Origin of the sequence: Amycolatopsis benzoatilytica AK 16/65, assembly GCF_000383915.1 — a bacterium.
GTDB lineage: Bacteria > Actinomycetota > Actinomycetes > Mycobacteriales > Pseudonocardiaceae > Amycolatopsis > Amycolatopsis benzoatilytica.
The window spans coordinates 7380756-7399026 of record NZ_KB912942.1; the positions used below are offsets into that span (position 1 = coordinate 7380756).

An 18271-nucleotide genomic window follows, 5' to 3' on the forward strand; every position below is an offset into this window, starting at 1 on the left:
GTCGTGCGACGGGGGGAAATCCGGTTCGTCCAGCTCGATCCGGTGCGCGGCGCGGAGGCGAGCAAGACCAGGCCCGCGGTGATCGTCAGCAATGACACGGCGAACTCCACCGCTCAGCGGCTGGGCCGCGGGGTGGTGACGGTAGTGCCGGTAACGTCCAATGTGGATCGGATCTACCCGTTCCACGTGTTCCTGCCAGCGGCCGAAACCGGGCTGCAGCGTGATTCCAAGGCTCAAGCCGAACAGGTCCGGTCGGTGGCGGTCGAGCGCGTCGGCCGTCGTTGCGGGAAGCTCGACCTCGAGTATCTCCGCCAGTTGGACAAGGCTCTGCGGCTGCATCTCGGGCTCTGATCCGGCGGCTGGGAGGAAAACCGGGCCTTCGTGCGTTGGGCACGATCATGGCTATCGAAGTGGGCAGGATCGGGATCTGGCGTCCGGTGTCGCAGATCGACGGCGCGTTCGCGGCCGAGGTGGAGAAACTGGGCTACGGCGCGATCTGGCTGGGCTCGTCGCCGGGCGGGGACCTGGCGATCGTCGACGAGCTGCTGGCCGCGACCGACCGGATCACCGTCGCGACCGGAATCGTCAACATCTGGGCGGACGCGCCGGAGGCCATCGCGAAGGCGTTCCACCGCATCAACGAACGACACCCGGACCGCTTCCTGCTCGGCGTCGGCGCGGGACATCCGGAGGCCACCCAGCAGTACGTGAAGCCGTACGCCGCCCTGGTCGACTACCTCGACCGGCTGGACGCGGCCGGCGTGCCGCAGGCGTCTCGCGTGCTCGCCGCGCTCGGCCCGAAGGTGCTGAAGCTTTCCGCCGATCGGGCGGCAGGCGCGCACCCGTATCTCGTGACCCCGGAACACACCCGCGCCGCACGCGAAGTGCTCGGCTCCGAGCCGCTGCTGGCGCCGGAGCAGAAGGTGATCATCGATACCGACCTCGACCGGGCGCGGGCGCTTGGCCGGGAGCGGGTGAAGATCTATCTCAAGCTGTCGAACTACGTCGCCAACCTGCGGAAACTCGGCTTCTCCGATGCGGATGTGGCAGGCGACGGCAGCGACCGGCTGGTCGACGCGCTCGCTCTGCACGGCGACGCCGCGACCGTCGCGGCGGGCGTCCGCGCGCACCTCGAAGCAGGTGCGGACCACGTGAACCTGCAGGTGCTCAACGAAGACCCGTTCCCGGCATACCGGGCGCTGGCGGCCGAGTTGCTCTGACCCGTTCGGGGACATCGGGACGAAATCCAGCCCGTCGCGCGTTGGCGACGGGCATGGGTATCGAATTGGGCAAGCTCGGCGTCTGGCGGATGGCGGCCGGGGTGGACGCGGCGTTCGCCGCCGAGGTGGAGAAGCTCGGCTACGGCACGATCTGGCTCGGCGGCTCGCCCGGCGGCGACCTCGCGATCGTCGACGAGCTGCTGGCCGCGACCGACCGGATCACCGTCGCGACCGGGATCGTCAACATCTGGGCGGACGCGCCGGAGAGCATCGCGAAGGCGTTCCATCGCATCGAAGGCAAACACCCCGGCCGATTCGTGCTGGGCGTCGGAGCCGGGCATCGCGAGCACACGCAGGAGTACAAGAAGCCGTACGTCGCGCTGGTCGAATACCTCGACGCGCTCGACAAGGCCGGAGTGCCGAAGGAATCGCGGGCACTGGCGGCGCTCGGTCCGAAGGTGATCGAACTCGCCCGCGACCGCACCGCCGTCGTGCACCCGTATCTGACGACCCCGGAACACACTCGCGCCGCGCACGAGAGCATCGGGTCCGCGGCATTGCTCGCGCCCGAGCAGAAGGTCGTCTTCGACACCGACCCGGAGCGGGCCCGGGCGACCGCCCGCGAGACGGTCGCCTTCTATCTCGGCCTGTCCAACTACACCGCGAACCTGCGCAAGCACGGCTTCTCCGAAGAGGACGTCGCCGGCACCGGAACCGACCGCCTGGTGGACGCGCTGGCGCTGCACGGTGACGGAAAAGCACTGGCAGCGGGCCTGCAAGCGCATCTGGACGCGGGCGCTGACCACGTCAGCGTGCAGGCGCTGGGCGCCGATCCGTTCCCGGCGTACCGGGCGATCGCGGCCGAGTTGCTCTGAATCGCTCCAGTCGGTTTCGTCTCGTACCGGGCGGGACCGGTCCGGCCGCCCGGTCCACCTCGTACGATGCCGGAAGAAGACCAGTCGTCCCGAGGAGGAACCGATGCCCATCGCCACCCCCGAGGTGTACGCGGAGATGCTTGACCGGGCCAAGGCGAACGAGTTCGCCTACCCGGCCATCAACGTGACCTCGTCGGAAACCGTGAACGCCGCGATCCGCGGGTTCGCCGAGGCGGAAAGCGACGGGATCATCCAGTTCTCCACCGGCGGCGCGGAGTTCGCGTCCGGGCAGAAGGTGAAGGACATGGTGACCGGCGCGACCGCGCTGGCCGAGTTCGCGCAGGTCGTCGCCGCCAAGTACGACGTCAACGTCGCGCTGCACACCGACCACTGCCCCAAGAACAAGCTGGACGGCTTCGTCCGCCCGCTGATCGAGATCTCGGCCGAGCGCGTCCGGGGCGGCGGGCTGCCGCTGTTCCAGTCCCACATGTGGGACGGGTCGGCGATCGACCTCGACGAGAACCTCGAAATCGCCAAGGACCTGCTGGCCAAGGCGGCCGCGGCGAACATCATCCTCGAGGTCGAGATCGGCGTGGTCGGCGGCGAGGAAGACGGCGTCGAGGCGGAGATCAACGAGAAGCTGTACACCGCCGAGGGCGACTTCGTGAAGACGGTCGACGCGCTCGGTTCCGGCGACAAGGGCCGCTACCTGCTGGCCGCGACGTTCGGCAACGTGCACGGCGTGTACAAGCCGGGCAACGTGAAGCTGCGCCCGGACGTGCTCAAGCGCGGCCAGGAAGTGGTGTCGGAGAAGCTGGGCCTCGCGTCCGGCTCGAAGCCGTTCGACCTGGTCTTCCACGGCGGCTCGGGCTCGCTTCCGGAGGAGATCCGCGAGGCGGTGTCGTACGGCGTGGTGAAGATGAACGTCGACACCGACACGCAGTACGCGTTCACCCGCCCGATCGTGGACCACTTCTTCAAGAACTACGACGGCGTGCTGAAGGTGGACGGCGAGGTCGGGAACAAGAAGGTCTACGACCCGCGCAGCTACCTGAAGGCCGCTGAGGCCGGCATGGCGGCGCGAGTGGTGGAAGCTACCCAGGCGCTGGGCTCCGCGGGCAAGAAGCTGGGCTGACCGATTTCCGGTGTGGCGGGGCCGTTTCGACGTTGTCGGAGCGGCCCCGTTCGCGATCGCGGCCCCGGTTGCCGCTTCCCCGTCGCGCCGGCTGGCGGGAACCGAATGAGGGAGGAACCATGGCCTACACCGGAGTAGTCACCACCGGCGGTCCCGCCGACGTGCGGGAAACCACCGGCCTGACCATCTCGAAAGTCTCGGTCGGCACGATCGACAACAACGCTTACCTGCTGCGCTGCCGCGCCACTGGCGAACAGCTCCTGATCGACGCCGCGGCCGACCCGGAGACGTTGCTGGCGCTGGCCGGCGACGGCGGGCTCGCCTCGATCGTGACCACTCATCAGCACTGGGACCACTGGATCGCGCTCGCCGAGGTCGCCGAGGCCACCGGTGCCCGTACCTACGCCGGCCGCGCCGACGTGGACGGGATCAAGGCGCGGATCGATGTCCCGGTGGACGACGGCGACGTCCTCCACGTCGGCGAGGCCGAGCTGACGGCACGGCATCTCGCCGGCCACTCGCCGGGCAGCATCGCGCTCGTTTACCGGGACCCGGAGGGGATTCCGCACGTCTTCACCGGCGATTCGCTGTTTCCCGGCGGAGTCGGGAACACCGAAAAGGACCCGGCGCGGTTCGCGTCGCTGATCGACGACGTGGAGAAGAAGATCTTCGGCGAGCTGCCGGACGAAACGTGGGTGTATCCGGGCCACGGCAAGGACACGACGCTCGGCGCGGAGCGGCCGAGTGTGCCGCAGTGGCGGGCTCGGGGTTGGTGAAACCGGCTATCCGGTAGCCGAAAGCGCCGCCGGGAATGCCCGCCCAGCAAGCGGATCCGGGAACGCGGCGTGATCGCGCACCGGGCCAATGCAGCGGGATGAGGCGGAACGCGCCGGGCAGCGCGGTCCTACGCCGCGTCGGCCCGCCGTTCCGTCCACCACTTGCGAGCCGGAGCTGCCCCGGCCCACAGCGCGAACACCGCCACCAAGGTCACCGCCGCCGTCCAGTACGCCGCCGGCGGCGCCGATTCGGTGTGCGCGTCGCCGAGCAGCCACGGCCGTAGCTGCGACTGCACCCAGAACGCGCCGTAACCCAGCCCGGTCACCAGAATCGCGCCGACGACCGCCGGACGTGCAGCCAGGAACGCCAGATCCACTGCCAAGCCGACGGCAAGCAGGTAGAACGGCACGGTCGAAACCGGGAAGCCCAGCGCCAGCAGCAGCACCCACATCACGGACCGGTACGCGACGTACGCGCCGGCCACGGTCAGCCCGGCCCAGCGGCGGCCGACGGTCTTGCGGGCGAGCACGATGATCAGCGCGGCGACGCCGATGCCCCACAACGGGTACACCCACTCCGGGATCGGCATCGTGAAGTGCAGCACCGCGGGCCGGTCGACCGGGTGGCCGATCTGGTTGGCGGCGAAGGAAAGCAGCGACGGCTCGGCCTCCGGCGTGCCGCGCTCCCAGGCGCGCAGGCCGATGATGCCGTACTCCTGCTGGCCGTTCGGGAAGAACGTGTTCTCCAGGAAGAACGCCCACAGCGCCAGCAGCACCCCGGTGCGGAACCGGCCGGGCGGGGACAGCCGCAGCCAGCCCAGGAGCACGCCGGCCTGCATGATGCCGGTGCCCAGGTAAAGCATCAGGTGCGACGGGCTCCACGCGGTCAGGTCGAGGCCGTTGACCCGGTGGTTGATCACGTCGAGCGGCGCCGCGACCAGGAACACGATCAGCCCGGCCTGCATGAGCCGAAGCGAGCGCCGGTCGCAGCCGAGGCCGGTGTAGCTGTGGATCGCCACCAGCACCACGATGATCACCGTGCCGACGGTGTTGATCAGGTGCGGCGGGGCGAGGTCGTCGCGCAGCCACTTGAAGTGCCACGACATGTCCCACGACGAGCCGAGCAGCTTGAACGCGAACGCGGTCAGCCACATCCCGTAACAGAACCGCAGCACCCAGTCCGGAGTCGGCTGTCCCGGGGCGCCGCGTTGCCAGTGCGTCGCGAAGAAAAGCCTGGTCTTGCCCACGGGTCCGCGCGGGATCGCGGGGCCGGCGACATCTTCAACCGCCTTCGTCATGCGCGTCATCATCCCTTGTCGGCAGGCTTGGGCAGGCAGGAAGGGGCAAAAACCCGGGTTCACCCCTACGGGTGGCGGGGCTGGCCCGCTCGCGTCCGGCACGGCAAGGTGTCGGCCCATGATGCCGAAACGGGCCGTCGCGGCCGTGCTGATCGCTGCCCTCGTGCTGGCCGGCGGAGGCGTGCTGACCAGCCTGTTCCTCTGACCCGCGAGGCCGTGGGCAGAATGGCGGCATGACGCACAACCTGCTGGGCCCCGACCCGACGCTGCTGCCCGAGCACACCGCCGCGCAGGCAGCGCTCGATTCGGGCACCGACCCGTCCGCCGTGGCCGCCGAACACCCCGACTTCAGCGAGGCGTGGGCCGTGCTGGCCGAGCGTTCGCTCGCTGGCGGCGAGACAGTCGCCGCGTACGCCTACGCCCGCACCGGCTATCACCGCGGCCTCGACCAGCTGCGCCGCGCCGGCTGGAAGGGCTTCGGCCCGGTGCCGTGGTCGCACCGGCCGAACCAGGGTTTCCTGCGCGCGCTCGCCGCGCTCGGCATCGCCGCCGGACGGATCGGCGAGACCGAGGAACACGAGCGCTGCAGGACCTTCCTCGCCGACTCCGACCCGGCCGCGGCCGAGGCGACCGGCCTGAAGTGACCCGGGTCCGGCCGTGCCCTCGAACCGACGGGCACGGCCGGGCATTGTGGCACCTTCGGGTGACAGCTGAGGTGTTGCCAATTGGTGACACCTACAACTGCGGCCATGCGAGGCACGGCCATGCTCACCCCCCGGATCCGCACCCTCGGCGCCGCGTTGCGCGAGGCCCGGATCGACGCCCGGTTCGGACTGCGCGAGCTCGCGCGGCGCATCGGCGTCAACCCCGCCCTGGTGTCGAACTGGGAACTGGGCCAGCGAATCCCCGCGCTGGAAGACGTCGCGGGCATCCTCGGCGCGCTCGGCATCGTCGGCGACGAGAAACAGCGGATCCTGCAGCTGGTGCGCGGCGCGGCGGAACCGGGCTGGTTCACGCCCGGCACCCAGTCCGAGCCGGACCACCTGGCCGGGCTGCTGGCCTGCGAGCGGGTCGCGACGTCGGTGATCGAATGGCAGCCGTTCCTGGTGCCGGGCCTGCTGCAGACCCCGGATTACGCCCGGGCGCTGTTCCTCGGCGACGGACTGCCGCTGAAGGAAGCCGAACGCCAGACCGAGGCCCGGATGACGCGCCGCCCGCTGGTGGTCGGCCCCGGCGCGATCCCGTTCGAGGTGCTGCTCGGCGAAACCGCGGTCCGCAACCCGGTCGGCAGCGCCGCGATCATGGCCCGGCAGCTGCGATTCCTGGCCGATCTGATGGCCACGTCGGCCAAACTGACGCTGCGTGTCGTTCCCGCCCACGGCGGCGCCCACCCCGGCCTGGCCGGACGGTTCTGCGTGTATGACATGCAGGCGGCCGCGCCGATCGTCTACTTCGAGCATCAGCGCTCAGGCGCGTTCATGCTGGACGAGGGCAGCCAGACGCACCACGATTCGGCGGACCGAATCCGGGCCAAGTCCCTGGACGAGCAGGCGTCGGCGATATTCCTGCAGCGCAGCGCGGAGCGGTTTCGCGACATCGCGCTGGGGCGGCCGCCGACCGAACCTGGAACTCGTCCGTGGGAGAGGCGAAGAGATCCACCGGCGGACCTGAACTAAGCCGACCGACCCGGACATCACGCGGGTGCCCCGGCCATCGCGCTACGAGACACGCCGATCCTCAACGGCGCAGATCTCGCTGGAGAAGAAGCGGCGAGGCATCGAAGCCCCACCGCTGATAGCCCGGTACCGCGCGCTCGGACGAATGCACCGTCACCCGTTCCAGCCCGAGTTCGGCCGCGAACGCAAGCGTCGCCTCGATCAGCTGACCGCCCAGCCCGCTATCTCGTTCCTCCGGCACGACGTACACGCATTGCACGTCACCAGAGGTCCGGGAGAACGACCGTGGGGTCGGCACGCGCGGGGTGATCGCGAGGAATGCCATTCCGAGCAACTGGTCTCCGCGTGCCGCGACGAAGCACCGGTGGCTGTCCTGGTGCGCGTGCGCCCACTCGGTGAACTCCTGGACGAACTCGGCCCGGTCCAGCTCCGGCGAGCCGTCCTGCTCGGCGACCCAGTGCCAGCGCAGGGCGGCGACCGCTGGGTAGTCAGCCGGGTCCGCTGAACGGATCGTCGGTGTGGCTTGCGCGGGAGACACGGTTCGACACCACCTGAGGAGAGGACCCGGCCGGCTGGGGGAGGGAGCCGGCCGGGTCCGGAGTCGGTCAGGCGGCGGCGAGGACGATGTCCCGGGGCGAAGCCGGCATCGACCCGACCACCCGGTTCCGGCCGCCGTTCTTCGCCGCATACACCGCGGCGTCGGCCGCGGCCATCACTTCTTCGATGCTCGCCCCGTCCAGCGGGAACGCTGCCACGCCGATCGACGCCGTGCGTCGCTCGATCGCGACTTCTTCGCCTTCGTTCGTCTGCGTCGGGATCACCAGCTCGCTGATCCGCTGCCGGATCCGTTCCGCCGTCACGATCGCGTCTTCCTTCGACGTCGAGGGCAGCAGCGCGACGAACTCCTCACCGCCGAACCGGCCCACCAGGTCGTGTGCCCGAGTCTCCTGTTTCACCACCGCGGCAACGGCTTTCAGCACATCGTCGCCGGCCAAATGGCCGTAGGTGTCATTGATCCGCTTGAAGTGGTCGAGGTCGATCATCAGCGCGCCGAAGCTGCCGTTGTCGCGCTCGGCCCGGGAAATCTCGCGCTGCGCGCCGTCCTGCCAGGTGGTCGCGTTCAGCAGCTGGGTCTTCTGGTCGGTGGTCGCGAGTTCTTCGAGCCGCTTGATCAGCATCGACCGCTGCAGCACGTACAGCGGGAGGATCACCAGCACGGACAGCAGCGGCTCCTGGCTCAGCACCATCACCAGCAGCCCGCCCACGCACAGCGTCGCCAGCTCGAGCAGGTTGTCGTCCATTCCGCCGAGACACGACTCGACCGTCGCCTTGGCCGGGTTGGCCAGGTACAGGCCGAGGCCGGTGAGCAGGGTGTTCACCGCGAAGTAGGTGAGCCCCGCGGAACACACCGCGGTGACACTCAGCGCCGGCACCGCCAGCGTGACTGTGCCGGCGGCGCACGCCGACAGTGTGGCGGTGGTGATGTTCGCGGCGACGCGGTGCGCCTCGCTGGGCCGGGTGCCGGACCAGCTGCGGAACGCGAGGTAGCAGTACAGCGTCACGCTCAGCGCGGCGATGAGCTGCCCTGGCAGCAGCACGCCGGCGGGCAGCAGCCATACCGAGGTCATGTTGACGTGCGGGCCGGCGGCCAGCGTGCGGCGTTGCCGTTCAAGCCGCCTGCTGAGTTCGGTCTGGAGGATGGCAACGACGGCGATCAGCGCGAAGGTTTTCAGGTGCCAGCTCGAGACATGTTGAGTGAATGTCGCGTGCACTGCCCAGCCGGTCGCGAGCGCCATCATCGTCAGCGTGACGGCGATCCACCGGCCCGGACGCTGCCAGAGCGCCCACTGGCCGGGACGGAGAGTGACGGAAGCTGCTGAAAGTTCACCTGAAGAGTGCATTTTCCCCCCAAAACCTTGCGCTAATGCCCGGTGACAATCTCCTCACCCTTAGTTTCAGCCCGTTTGCCGTCTGTCCACAAGAGCCTTCGGTGTGTACATTTTTCCCGAACACGCCGGAACGAAGGGTGACCAGCGATGCGCACAAAGGACCAGTGAACGACCTCAGGCACCGTTAGGTCGCACAGGTTGAGGCCACGCGCCGGACATGTCAGGCATGTTCGGCGCGTGCGCCCTCGCTCTTCGCCGCCGGCTCCTCGGTCCCCCCGGCGCTCGCCCGCTGCCAGGCGATCGCGAGCGGAATCGTGATCAGCAGCCCAGCCAAGCCGAAGATCCCCACCGTCGTCTGCGCGGTGAGGTGGTCCGTGAGCACCCCGCCGATCAGCGGCGTCACGCCCATCGTCGTGGTCAGTCCGGTGTTCGACAGCCCCATCGTCTGTGCCCGGCTCTCGTCCGGCACCGCGACCGTCAGCGAGGCAGTCGCCTGCAGCAGCGCGATCGTCCCGAAGCCGCCGGAGATCACGAACAGGATCAGCGAGGCCACCGGGCCCGGCTGCAGGAAACACCCCAACAGCGGGATCGCGGCGAGCGCGGTCATCGGCGCGATCAGCTTCGGCCGGATCGAGGCGGGCACCCATCGGGTGTAGGCGAAGGTGAACAGCACGCTGCCGATCGGGTCGGCGGCGAGCAGCAGGCCAAGCATCACCTTTCCGCCACCGGCGGACGCGACGTACGGGGCCGCGATGCCCTCGTACACCGGCATCAGCCCGGCTATCCAGGTGAAGATCATCAGCGAGCGCATCGCGCGGCTCGCGAAGGCGACCTTGCCGCCCGTGCTGAGCGAAGCGAAGAAGGGCTTGCGCTTGTCGCCGCTAGCCGCCGCGGGGCGCACCTTCAGACCGAAGCGCAGGCAGAGCGCGGAGATGACGAAGGTGGCCGCGTCGAGGGTCAGCGCCAGGCGCGCGTCCAAGGTCATCAGGAGTGCGCCGCCACCGGCGAAGCCGAGCAGCTGTGCGGACTGCACGGTCATGCTGCGGATGCCCATGCCGACGACGAAGCGGTCGCCTTCGAGCACCTGAGGCAAAAGCGCTAGCTGAGCGGCTTTGAACGGCGGATTCAGCAGAGAAACACCGCCGACGAGTACGCAGAGCGCCCAGAACGGCAGGCCGGGAATCGCGACACAGAGGATCAGGACAGTGCGGATCGAGTCGACGGTGACCATGACGGTGCGGCGGGGGAAGCGGTCGGCGAACCCGGTCAGGAAGATCCCGCCGAGCAATGACGGGAAGAAGGTCAGCGCGTAGGTGAGGCCGGTCAGCGTGGCCGAGCCGGTGTTGGCGAAGACCAGGACCGACAGCGCGACCCGGGCCAGCTGGTCGCCCGCGATCGACAGCAGTTCGCCGAACCACATCGCGCGGAACTCGGAGACTCCGAACACCTCGCGGTACGTGACCCGGTCCGGTGCTGTCGTCATGCGTGTTCTCCCCGCTGCAGTGTGCAGGCCGTGCCGCACTAGTGACCAACCGGTGACCGTAGATCCTCCTGGTCACGGGCCGGTCACACGAAGTGAGTTGTCAAGCTCAGTGTCCCGTGACTGTTGGTGATTCTCTAGGTTCTTTCGCCGGTATCCGACAGGTCACGGTCAGTTCTCCCAGTGTCCAGACGATAGCGCTCCGCACCCGCTTCGGGGCCTCGACCTGACCGCTGTGGTTCGCGCCACACCGGATGGCGGTTCGTCCGCGGAGTGGAACGGTCGCCGTCGCGGGTCTGGCCGGGCGTAGCTTCGCCCAGGTGACCGCCTTGCCGCAGTTCACGCTCGCCATCGTGGGCGCCGGACCTCGCGGGGTCGGCGTCCTCGAACGGCTGGCCGCGAGCGCCGCCGAACTGCTCGGCGAGCGCCGCGTCGAGGTGCACCTGATCGACCCGTTTCCGGCCGGTCCCGGCCGGGTGTGGCGGTATGACCAATCGCCGCTGCTGCGGATGAACTCGATGCCCGAAGACGTCACGGTGTTCACCGACGACTCGGTCCTGATGGACGGCCCGGTCCTGCCCGGTCCGTCGCTGATCGACTGGGTCCGGCAGGTGCGCTCCGGCACGCTCGAGTACCCGGTGCCCGACGACGTCCGCGCCGAGTTCGAGACGCTCGTCTCCACCGACTTCCCGACCCGGCGCCTGCAAAGCCGGTATCTGGAGTGGTTCTACCGGAAGGTGCGCGCCGAACTGCCGCCCGGGATCACCGTGGTGGAGCACCTCGCGAGGGCCGTGGGCATCGACGAGGACGACACCGTGCGGCTTTCCGACGGCTCGAGCGTCGCCGCGGACGCGGTCGTCCTGACCGTCGGCCACCTCGACGCGCTCCCGGACCGAGCCGAACGCGCGCTGGAATCGTTCGCCGGGCGGCACGGCCTGGCCTACTACCCGGCCGGCTACACCGCCGACGTCGACTATTCCGCGGTCCCGGCCGGAGAACCGGTGCTGGTACGCGGATTCGGGCTCGCGTTCGTGGACCTGATGCTGCTGCTCACCGAGGGGCGCGGCGGCCGGTTCGAGGACCTGCCGCGCGGCGGTCTGCGCTACCACCCCAGCGGTGCCGAGCCGGTGCTGCACGTCGGCTCGCGGCGCGGGGTGCCCTATCACGCCAAACCCGGCTACCGACTGCGCGGAAAACCGGTGCAGTTGCCCAGATTCTTCGACCGAAGGGCGATCGAGCCGCTGTCGCGTCCGCTCGATTTCCGGGCGGACGTGTGGCCGCTCATCGCGAAGGAACTCGCCTGGGCGTATTACACCGAACTGTTCACTGGACATCCGGACCGGGTGCGGGTCGATTTCGCGGTATTCGCGGACAAGTTCGCCGACCTGGCCTGGGGGACGGCCGAAATGGACGGATTGATCGCCGCTGCGGTCCCGGCGCTGGAGGATCGGCTCGACCTGGAGCGGCTGGACCGCCCGTTCGACCGGGAGCGGTTCGCCTCGGCGGAGGAATTCGGGAAAGCCGTGCGGAATTACGTCGAAGCCGATCTCTCCCGGCGTGCCGATGTGCACCACAGCGCGGATCTCGGCGCGTTCCTGGCGCTGCTGTCGGTGATCGGACAGCTGCCCGCTCTGCTCTCGACCGGACAGCTGACCGCGGCCTCCCAAGTGTCCGATATGGATGGCTGGTTCCACGGATTCTTCTCTTACTACGCAAGCGGTCCGCCCCCGCGCCGGCTCGCGGAACTGCTCGCGCTGGCGGACGCGGGCATCGTGTCCTTCTTCGGTACCGACGTGGTGATCGACGCGGACGAGCCGACTGGCACGTTCGTGGCGTCGAGCGCGAGCCACCCGGACACCGTCACCGCGCGTACGCTGATCGAGGCGCGACTCCCGGAGGCGAGTGTCCCGCGCGTGTCCGATCCGCTGTTGCGGCAGCTGCGTGACAGCGGTGCGCTGGCCGAGGAGACCGTGCCGGATGTCGCTGGCGAAACGCTGCCTTCCGGGCGGATCGCCACCACGCTCTGCGATTTCCGGCTGCTCGCCGCGGACGGCACTCCGCATCCGCGACGGTTCTCCGTCGGCCCGCACACCAGCGTTCGATCGGCGGCAGCGTTCACGAGACCGCGGACGAACGCGATCTCCTTCCGCCAGAACGACGCGCTGGCCCGGGAAATCCTGCGACTGGCTAACCCTTGACGGTCGGCGCGATCTGCTCGGCCCACTGCCACGGGGCACCGGTGTCGCCGGGCAGCGAGTTGAAGTACTCCCAGCCGTCGATGCCGCCGAAGTCCGAGTACTTCCGCACCAGGCCGCCAACGGTGTTCTTCAGCGTCGGCAGATCGACATAGCCGCTGCAGTTCGCCGGGTTGGTGACCGTGCCGGCGACGACCTTGCTGGCCGGCACGACGCCGTGGCCGATGATCCGGTCGTAGCCGGAGGTGTCGGCCAAGGAGCCCCAGCCGCAGTAGAACTGCGTGTTGAACCAGGAGATCTGATCGCCGCGCTCGCGGTAGAGCTGGTCGTAGTCGAGGCCGGAAAGCCCGCTGCCGCCGCTGAGTTCGGTCGCCACCGGAGCGAGGGTGATCAGAAAATTCGGGCCGAAGTCGCCGCGCAGCGCGTCGATCACCCGGTTCAGCGCGGCGTTCGACATCTGCTCTTCCACGTCGAGGTCGATGCCGGACAACCCGTGGTCACGGATCAGGTTGCGCAGCAACGGATAGTACGTGTCGAACTGCGTTTCCAGCCGTTGGAAGCTGCCCTTGGCCGCGCCGCCGACGAAAGCGAGCACGTGCACGCCTTTGCCTTGCATGGCGGCGAGATCGCTCCACATCTGGGCGAACTTCGGATCCGAGGGCGGATTGTCGTTCAGTGTCATCGTCGCACCGTCGTTGAGGTGCACCGCGCCGACGATCACGTCGGTGACGCCGGTGTTGTGCTCGGTGAGCCCGAGCGGGGACACGTACGACCCGTTATTGTGCGTAGTTTGGTAGTACACAACAACTCTGCGGCCGGTCGCGGCCGTCGCCGAGGTCGCTCCGCAGAGCACCAGGAACACCGCCAGCACCGCCGCCGTGATCTTCCTCATGACCGGAGACCATAAATCCGGCGGCGGCGCCCACGGTAGCCCCGGAAGGTCAGCAGCGGCCGAGCATGTCCGTCAGCGCAGACTTCTCCGCCGAGTTCACGGTAAGCTTGAACTTGTACTTGACCGCGACCCACATCTTGGCGTACGTGCACCAGTAGCCGACCGACGGCGGCTTCCACTGGTCCGGCGACTTGTCGCCCTTGGCCTGGTTGACGTTGTCGGTCACCGCGATCAGCTGCGGGTCGGACAGGTCGTTGGCGTAGGCCTGGCGCTGCGCCTGGGTCCACGACGAGGCACCGGTACGCCACGCGTCCGCGAGCGGCACCACGTGGTCGATGTCCACATCGGACGGAGAGCTCCAGGTCGCGTCGTCATACGGCGAGGTCCACGTGCCCGAGGTCGGGTAGCAGTCGGAGCCGACCTGGACGTTCGTGCCGTCGCGCTTGAGCACCAGCTCGCGCGTATTGCAGCTGTTGCCCTGGTCGATCCAGTGCGGGAACTTGTCGCGGCTGTAGCCGGTCTGCGAGCCGTCCGGCTTCACGGTCAGCTGGGTCAGCTCGCTCTTGGCGGTGTCCGCCGACGGGATGCCGGGCGGGGTGGCGTCCGCGACTCCGGCGGTGACCGCGCCGAACATCGCGACGGCGGCCAGAACCGTGAAGGAGTTGCGAGCTATGCGATTGGTCGGCATATTGCTGCCTCCGTGGTCAGGTACGGGACTTATGCACCTTTGACCACGAAAGTGGCGTATGCAACACCGTCAGGTGACACGAAACCGACCTTCAGTGAACGGAAAGTCACCGTGTGTCCGCTGGAGTCCGGATTTCGGTCAGTCGCGCGGGTCAGCCGCGAACCGCCCGGAGATCGACGGTGTGCCGGTACCAGGTCCGCCGCTTGATCTCGCGCTCGTTCGGAACACCTTCGGTGACCAGCGAAGACGTCGGCACGCAGCCAAGCTGGAATGCCCGGCCGCGGTAGGTCGAAGATCGTTTCAGCAGCCGGCCGCGGGTGATCCGGGCGGTCACGCCGGATTCGTTCGGCGTGACCTCTATGCCGGAAACTTCGCCGTCGAATGCCACCTGTTCGTCGCAATACGCCTGGCCCTTGACATGGCGCAGGGTGGCGTGCCCGAGGAGGACGCCGCCGGTGTCGTCGCGGACCAGCGCGATCTCGGTGTCATGGCCCTTCCAGGCGAGCGCGAACGCTTCGTCCGGGTCGGCGGGCAGCCGCCAGTGCGCGGCCGCCCGGGAGCCGGACTCGGTGGCGACGAACCCGACCGACACGCCGGGGAGCAGTTCGCGGCGCATGAGCCGCGCCACCACCGCGGCGAGGTCCGCGTCAGCGCCGAGGACGACCAGCCGGTCGTATTCTCCCAGCAAGGGGTCGATTTCCGCCTTGCCGGGGCGGGGTCCGGCGTGCGCCAGCGGGACATCGCCGAGCCGCGCGGCGAGGTCCGCCGCGGCGCTGCAAGCCACCACTATTCCGCGCACTCCGGGGTCCTCCGTTAAAGTCATGCACCGGCATTTACCAGCGCCACTCGTGTCCCCAAGCCGGGGCCACAATTTCCTGTTGCCGAACACCTGGAGTGTCACATGCCGGCCATCGTGCTCATCGGTGCCCAGTGGGGGGACGAAGGCAAGGGCAAGGCGACCGACCTGCTCGGCGACCGCGTCCACTGGGTCGTCCGCTACCAGGGCGGCAATAACGCGGGCCACACGGTCGTCCTTCCGAACGGCGAGAACTTCGCCCTGCACCTCATCCCGTCCGGGATCCTGACGCCGGGCGTGACCAACGTCATCGGCAACGGCGTGGTGATCGACCCGGGCGTGCTGCTGTCCGAACTGGCCGGCCTGGAAGAGCGCGGCGTGGACACCGGCAAGCTGCTGATCTCGGCCGACGCGCACTTGATCATGCCGTACCACGTGGCGATCGACAAAGTCACCGAGCGCTACCTCGGCAGCCGCAAGATCGGCACGACCGGCCGCGGGATCGGGCCGTGCTACCAGGACAAGATCGCCCGGGTCGGCGTCCGCGTGCAGGACCTGCTGGACGAGAAGATCTTCCGCCAGAAGGTCGAGGCGGCGCTCGAGTTCAAGAACCAGGTGCTGGTCAAGGTCTACAACCGCAAGGCGCTCGACGCCAACGAGGTCGCCGACGAGGTGCTCGCCGCGGGCGAGAAGTTCGCGCACCGGATCGCCGACACCCGGCTGCAGCTGAACCAGGCACTCGAGCGCGGCGAGACGGTGTTGCTGGAAGGTTCGCAGGGCACGTTGCTCGACGTGGACCACGGCACCTACCCGTTCGTCACCTCGTCCAACCCGACGTCCGGCGGCGCGGTTTCCGGCTCGGGCATCGGACCGGGCCGGATCACGACCGTGCTGGGCATCCTGAAGGCGTACACAACCCGCGTGGGGTCGGGTCCGTTCCCGACCGAACTCGACGACGAGTCCGGCGAATACCTGCGCAAGCAGGGCGGCGAGTTCGGCGTGACGACCGGCCGTTCCCGCCGCACCGGCTGGTTCGACGCGGTCATCGCGCGGTACGCGGTGCGCGTCAACGGGATCACCGACTACTTCCTGACCAAGCTGGACGTGCTGTCCGGGCTGGAGAAGGTGCCGGTGTGCGTCGGCTACGAGGTGGACGGCGTGCGGACGTCGGACATGCCGATGACCCAGACGGACGTGCACCACGCGGTTCCGGTGTACGAGGAGCTGCCGGGCTGGTTCGAGGACATTTCGAACTGCCGGACGTTCGACGAGCTGCCGGCCAACGCGCGGGCGTACGTGGAGCGGATCGAGGAACTGTCCGGTGCCCGGGTCTCGGCGATCGGGGTCGGTCCGGGCCGGGACCAGACGATCGTGCGGCACGAGTTCGCCTGATGCCTCGGTTTCGGGCGTTGCCGAGGGCAGTCCGAAGCCTTGCGGAGCTTGGTGTCCGTGAGGGGCTCCTTCCGGGACTCTGATTCCCGTAAGGGGCCTTTCGCGGACGTACCCAGCGTCCTTGGCACCGACGACGAGGGCCGGCGGCGTGTCTGGCGGGCCAGCTCAGCTCATCCGGTTCCGGAGCGTCGTTGACACCGACATCTCCTCCAAATCGAGTTCGCGCAACACCTTCCGCAGGACTTCGTCGTCCAGGCGGCCGGCGCGGTTCTCCTCGATCATCGCGGCGCGCTGGGTGATCAGAAGTTCCCGCCGCGCCTTGGCGAACTGTGCCTGCGGACTCGCGCGGCGTTCTTCTCCGGACAGGGTGATGGCCGCCTGCGCGAACCGGAAGCGGGTGTCGACCACGCGTTGCAGCCGTTCTTCGAGCCGTTTCAGTTTCTCCGGTTCGATGTCCAATGTGGAGAGCTGGGTACGGGCGAGTTCGCGAAGCCGTTCGTGCGCGGCCTTCTTCGCGACCTCCCGGGCGGCCAGTTCTTCGGCCTGGTCGCGCGCGTCCTCATCCGGGTCCTGGACTTTGAGCAGCCGGATCAACGGCGGCAGCGTGAGTCCTTGGATCAGCACGGTGCCGACCGCGACGGTGAACGCGAACAGCTGAATCTCCGCGCGGCCAGGCGTATCCGCCGGCACGCCGGTCGCGGCGGCGATGGTGACGACGCCGCGCATGCCGGTCCAGGAGATCACCGCCAGCGACCGCAGGGCGGGCGGATCATGGCTGGCACGGCGGAGAAGTTGCAGCGATCGCGGCAGATAGCTGGACAGGAACACGAACGGGATCCGGATCAGCATCGTCGCGAACAACACGATGATCGCGGACCACGCCAACGTCCAGTTGTCCCGCGCGGCGTGTTGCGCCCCGTCGAGGACGAAGGGCAGTTGCAGCGCCATGAGGGCGAACACGAATCCTTCGAGCAGGACGTCGATCGAGGCCCACACCGACCGGTCCTGCACTCGCGTCGCTGGTGACGCGCGAAGCGACCGATGTCCGAGGAACAGCCCGGCGGTGACAACGGCCAGCACGCCCGAGCCGCTGAACTCGGCGCCGAACGGATGCAAGTGCTCCGCGGTGACATAGGCGGCGAACGGCACGACGATCCCGAACGCCGATTCGAGCAGCGGGTCGTCCAGCTTCGTGCGGATGAGCTCGACGATCGCGCCAGCCAGCAAGCCGACCAGAATTCCGACGACCGACGCGACCGCGAAGACGGCGAAACCGTGCCCGAGCGAGCTGGCGGTGCCCACTACGGCGGCAAGCGCGACCTTGAAAAGAGTCAGCGCCGCGGCGTCGTTGACGAGGCTTTCGCCGGTCAAAACGGTCATGGTGCCGCGGGGCAGTCCTAGTTTCCGCCCGATCGCGACGGCGGTGACAGCGTCCGGCGGGGAGACGACGGCACCCAGGATCAGGGCGGACGCCCAGGGGAGGTCCGGCAGCAGCAGGTGCACGACGAAAGCGATCACGAACGCGGTGACGACGACGAGCAGGACGCCCAGGGCGACGATCGGCTGAAGTTTCGCTCGAAAGTGCGACACCGAACTTTCGAGAGACGTCGAGTAGAGGAGCGGCGGCAGGACGACGGTAAGGATCAGCTCCGGCTCCAGCTCGATCCTCGGAAGGCCCGGGATGAGCGCGACGGCCAGGGAAACCACGACGATGAGCAGCGGGGCGGAGAGGGCGAAGCGCCGGGCGATCGCGGTCAGGCCGAGCGAGCCGGCTAGGACGGCTACCAGCGTCAGGGTCTCCATGGGTCGCAGTCTGACTCATGGAACGGGGTGATCGGGGTGGGACTGGGGTCGTGTCGGGGTGATGGTGGGCTGGCGCGGAGTGGTGCGGCCGGTACCCCGAAGCCGGATTGCGCCGGTCTTCCGGCTTCGTATCGGCCGCAGGAGGGGTGCCTTGCC

17 protein-coding genes are annotated in these 18271 nt (G+C 68.7%); 9 read left to right on the plus strand and 8 right to left on the minus strand.

From position 1 onward, the window contains the following. The first annotated feature begins 3 nt into the window (after window positions 1-3). The 5 genes from AMYBE_RS0134365 to AMYBE_RS0134385 all read left to right on the plus strand — a co-directional run bounded on the left by AMYBE_RS0134365 (window position 4) and on the right by AMYBE_RS0134385 (window position 4006). The gene (locus AMYBE_RS0134365; protein WP_020663930.1) at window positions 4-351 is read left to right on the plus strand and encodes a type II toxin-antitoxin system PemK/MazF family toxin; all 348 of its coding nucleotides are present in this window, start codon (window positions 4-6) and stop codon (window positions 349-351) included. Between the two features lie 47 nt (window positions 352-398). Then, on the plus strand, window positions 399-1220 hold the full coding sequence (locus AMYBE_RS0134370; protein ID WP_027928310.1) for an LLM class F420-dependent oxidoreductase: 822 nt from the start codon (window positions 399-401) through the stop codon (window positions 1218-1220). A gap of 53 nt (window positions 1221-1273) precedes the next feature. Beyond that, window positions 1274-2095, plus strand: coding sequence for an LLM class F420-dependent oxidoreductase (locus tag AMYBE_RS0134375; protein WP_020663932.1), 822 nt, complete (start codon window positions 1274-1276; stop codon window positions 2093-2095). Between the two features lie 103 nt (window positions 2096-2198). Further along, the gene (fbaA, locus tag AMYBE_RS0134380; protein ID WP_020663933.1) at window positions 2199-3230 is read left to right on the plus strand and encodes a class II fructose-bisphosphate aldolase; all 1032 of its coding nucleotides are present in this window, start codon (window positions 2199-2201) and stop codon (window positions 3228-3230) included. Window positions 3231-3349: 119 nt separating this feature from the next. Further along, a complete protein-coding gene (locus AMYBE_RS0134385) occupies window positions 3350-4006 on the plus strand; it encodes an MBL fold metallo-hydrolase (RefSeq protein ID WP_020663934.1) in 657 nt (218 codons plus the stop codon). Window positions 4007-4134: 128 nt separating this feature from the next. Here AMYBE_RS0134385 and AMYBE_RS0134390 read toward each other — a convergent pair whose 3' ends face one another. Then, entirely contained in the window at window positions 4135-5304 is a 1170-nt protein-coding gene (locus AMYBE_RS0134390) for a hypothetical protein (RefSeq protein ID WP_020663935.1), read from the minus strand. A 233-nt stretch (window positions 5305-5537) separates the two neighbouring features. Here AMYBE_RS0134390 and AMYBE_RS0134400 point away from each other — a divergent pair, with 233 nt between their 5' ends. After that, window positions 5538-5948: a DUF3151 domain-containing protein gene (locus tag AMYBE_RS0134400; protein WP_020663936.1), complete on the plus strand. Its 411-nt coding sequence runs from the start codon at window positions 5538-5540 to the stop codon at window positions 5946-5948. 105 nt (window positions 5949-6053) lie between these two features. Then, entirely contained in the window at window positions 6054-6980 is a 927-nt protein-coding gene (locus AMYBE_RS42885; protein ID WP_020663937.1) for a helix-turn-helix domain-containing protein, read from the plus strand. A 61-nt stretch (window positions 6981-7041) separates the two neighbouring features. Here the strand turns inward: AMYBE_RS42885 and AMYBE_RS0134410 are convergent, their stop codons facing one another. The 3 genes from AMYBE_RS0134410 to AMYBE_RS0134420 all read right to left on the minus strand — a co-directional run bounded on the left by AMYBE_RS0134410 (window position 7042) and on the right by AMYBE_RS0134420 (window position 10352). Then, window positions 7042-7518 carry a GNAT family N-acetyltransferase gene (locus AMYBE_RS0134410; RefSeq protein WP_020663938.1) on the minus strand — a complete coding sequence of 159 codons (477 nt, stop codon included), beginning with the start codon at window positions 7516-7518 and terminating at the stop codon, window positions 7042-7044. A gap of 67 nt (window positions 7519-7585) precedes the next feature. After that, the gene (locus AMYBE_RS0134415; RefSeq protein ID WP_020663939.1) at window positions 7586-8779 is read right to left on the minus strand and encodes a GGDEF domain-containing protein; all 1194 of its coding nucleotides are present in this window, start codon (window positions 8777-8779) and stop codon (window positions 7586-7588) included. Window positions 8780-9089: 310 nt separating this feature from the next. Further along, on the minus strand, window positions 9090-10352 hold the full coding sequence (locus tag AMYBE_RS0134420) for an MFS transporter (protein WP_020663940.1): 1263 nt from the start codon (window positions 10350-10352) through the stop codon (window positions 9090-9092). 317 nt (window positions 10353-10669) lie between these two features. Here AMYBE_RS0134420 and AMYBE_RS0134425 point away from each other — a divergent pair, with 317 nt between their 5' ends. Next, window positions 10670-12547: an FAD/NAD(P)-binding protein gene (locus tag AMYBE_RS0134425; protein ID WP_034289678.1), complete on the plus strand. Its 1878-nt coding sequence runs from the start codon at window positions 10670-10672 to the stop codon at window positions 12545-12547. Here AMYBE_RS0134425 and AMYBE_RS42890 read toward each other — a convergent pair. The 3 genes from AMYBE_RS42890 to AMYBE_RS0134440 all read right to left on the minus strand — a co-directional run bounded on the left by AMYBE_RS42890 (window position 12537) and on the right by AMYBE_RS0134440 (window position 14947). Beyond that, a complete protein-coding gene (locus tag AMYBE_RS42890) occupies window positions 12537-13436 on the minus strand; it encodes a glycosyl hydrolase family 18 protein (RefSeq protein WP_020663942.1) in 900 nt (299 codons plus the stop codon). The two genes, AMYBE_RS0134425 and AMYBE_RS42890, sit on opposite strands and share 11 nt — an antisense overlap. 49 nt (window positions 13437-13485) lie before the next feature. Beyond that, a complete protein-coding gene (locus AMYBE_RS0134435) occupies window positions 13486-14070 on the minus strand; it encodes an HNH endonuclease family protein (protein ID WP_154676687.1) in 585 nt (194 codons plus the stop codon). Window positions 14071-14275: 205 nt separating this feature from the next. Beyond that, window positions 14276-14947, minus strand: a complete 672-nt coding sequence (locus AMYBE_RS0134440; RefSeq protein ID WP_154676389.1) for a hypothetical protein — start codon at window positions 14945-14947, stop codon at window positions 14276-14278. A gap of 78 nt (window positions 14948-15025) precedes the next feature. Here AMYBE_RS0134440 and AMYBE_RS0134445 point away from each other — a divergent pair, with 78 nt between their 5' ends. Continuing rightward, a complete protein-coding gene (locus AMYBE_RS0134445; RefSeq protein ID WP_020663945.1) occupies window positions 15026-16312 on the plus strand; it encodes an adenylosuccinate synthase in 1287 nt (428 codons plus the stop codon). A 165-nt stretch (window positions 16313-16477) separates the two neighbouring features. Here AMYBE_RS0134445 and AMYBE_RS0134450 read toward each other — a convergent pair whose 3' ends face one another. Then, the gene (locus AMYBE_RS0134450; RefSeq protein ID WP_020663946.1) at window positions 16478-18115 is read right to left on the minus strand and encodes a Na+/H+ antiporter; all 1638 of its coding nucleotides are present in this window, start codon (window positions 18113-18115) and stop codon (window positions 16478-16480) included. Window positions 18116-18271 lie beyond the last annotated feature (156 nt).

Bases quoted from the DNA above. Each gene is read 5' to 3' on its own strand.
- AMYBE_RS0134435 (WP_154676687.1), bottom strand. From the start codon at position 14,070: ATGTTCGGCGCGGTCACCGCCGGAGTCGCGGACGCCACCCCGCCCGGC.
- AMYBE_RS0134450 (WP_020663946.1), bottom strand. From the start codon at position 18,115: ATGGAGACCCTGACGCTGGTAGCCGTCCTAGCCGGCTCGCTCGGCCTG.
- AMYBE_RS0134390 (WP_020663935.1), bottom strand. From the start codon at position 5,304: ATGACGAAGGCGGTTGAAGATGTCGCCGGCCCCGCGATCCCGCGCGGA.
- AMYBE_RS0134445 (WP_020663945.1), top strand. From the start codon at position 15,026: ATGCCGGCCATCGTGCTCATCGGTGCCCAGTGGGGGGACGAAGGCAAG.
- AMYBE_RS0134370 (WP_027928310.1), top strand. From the start codon at position 399: ATGGCTATCGAAGTGGGCAGGATCGGGATCTGGCGTCCGGTGTCGCAG.
- AMYBE_RS42890 (WP_020663942.1), bottom strand. From the start codon at position 13,436: ATGAGGAAGATCACGGCGGCGGTGCTGGCGGTGTTCCTGGTGCTCTGC.
- AMYBE_RS0134415 (WP_020663939.1), bottom strand. From the start codon at position 8,779: ATGATGGCGCTCGCGACCGGCTGGGCAGTGCACGCGACATTCACTCAA.
- AMYBE_RS0134375 (WP_020663932.1), top strand. From the start codon at position 1,274: ATGGGTATCGAATTGGGCAAGCTCGGCGTCTGGCGGATGGCGGCCGGG.
- AMYBE_RS0134420 (WP_020663940.1), bottom strand. From the start codon at position 10,352: ATGACGACAGCACCGGACCGGGTCACGTACCGCGAGGTGTTCGGAGTC.
- AMYBE_RS42885 (WP_020663937.1), top strand. From the start codon at position 6,054: ATGCGAGGCACGGCCATGCTCACCCCCCGGATCCGCACCCTCGGCGCC.
- AMYBE_RS0134400 (WP_020663936.1), top strand. From the start codon at position 5,538: ATGACGCACAACCTGCTGGGCCCCGACCCGACGCTGCTGCCCGAGCAC.
- AMYBE_RS0134385 (WP_020663934.1), top strand. From the start codon at position 3,350: ATGGCCTACACCGGAGTAGTCACCACCGGCGGTCCCGCCGACGTGCGG.
- AMYBE_RS0134440 (WP_154676389.1), bottom strand. From the start codon at position 14,947: ATGACTTTAACGGAGGACCCCGGAGTGCGCGGAATAGTGGTGGCTTGC.
- fbaA (WP_020663933.1), top strand. From the start codon at position 2,199: ATGCCCATCGCCACCCCCGAGGTGTACGCGGAGATGCTTGACCGGGCC.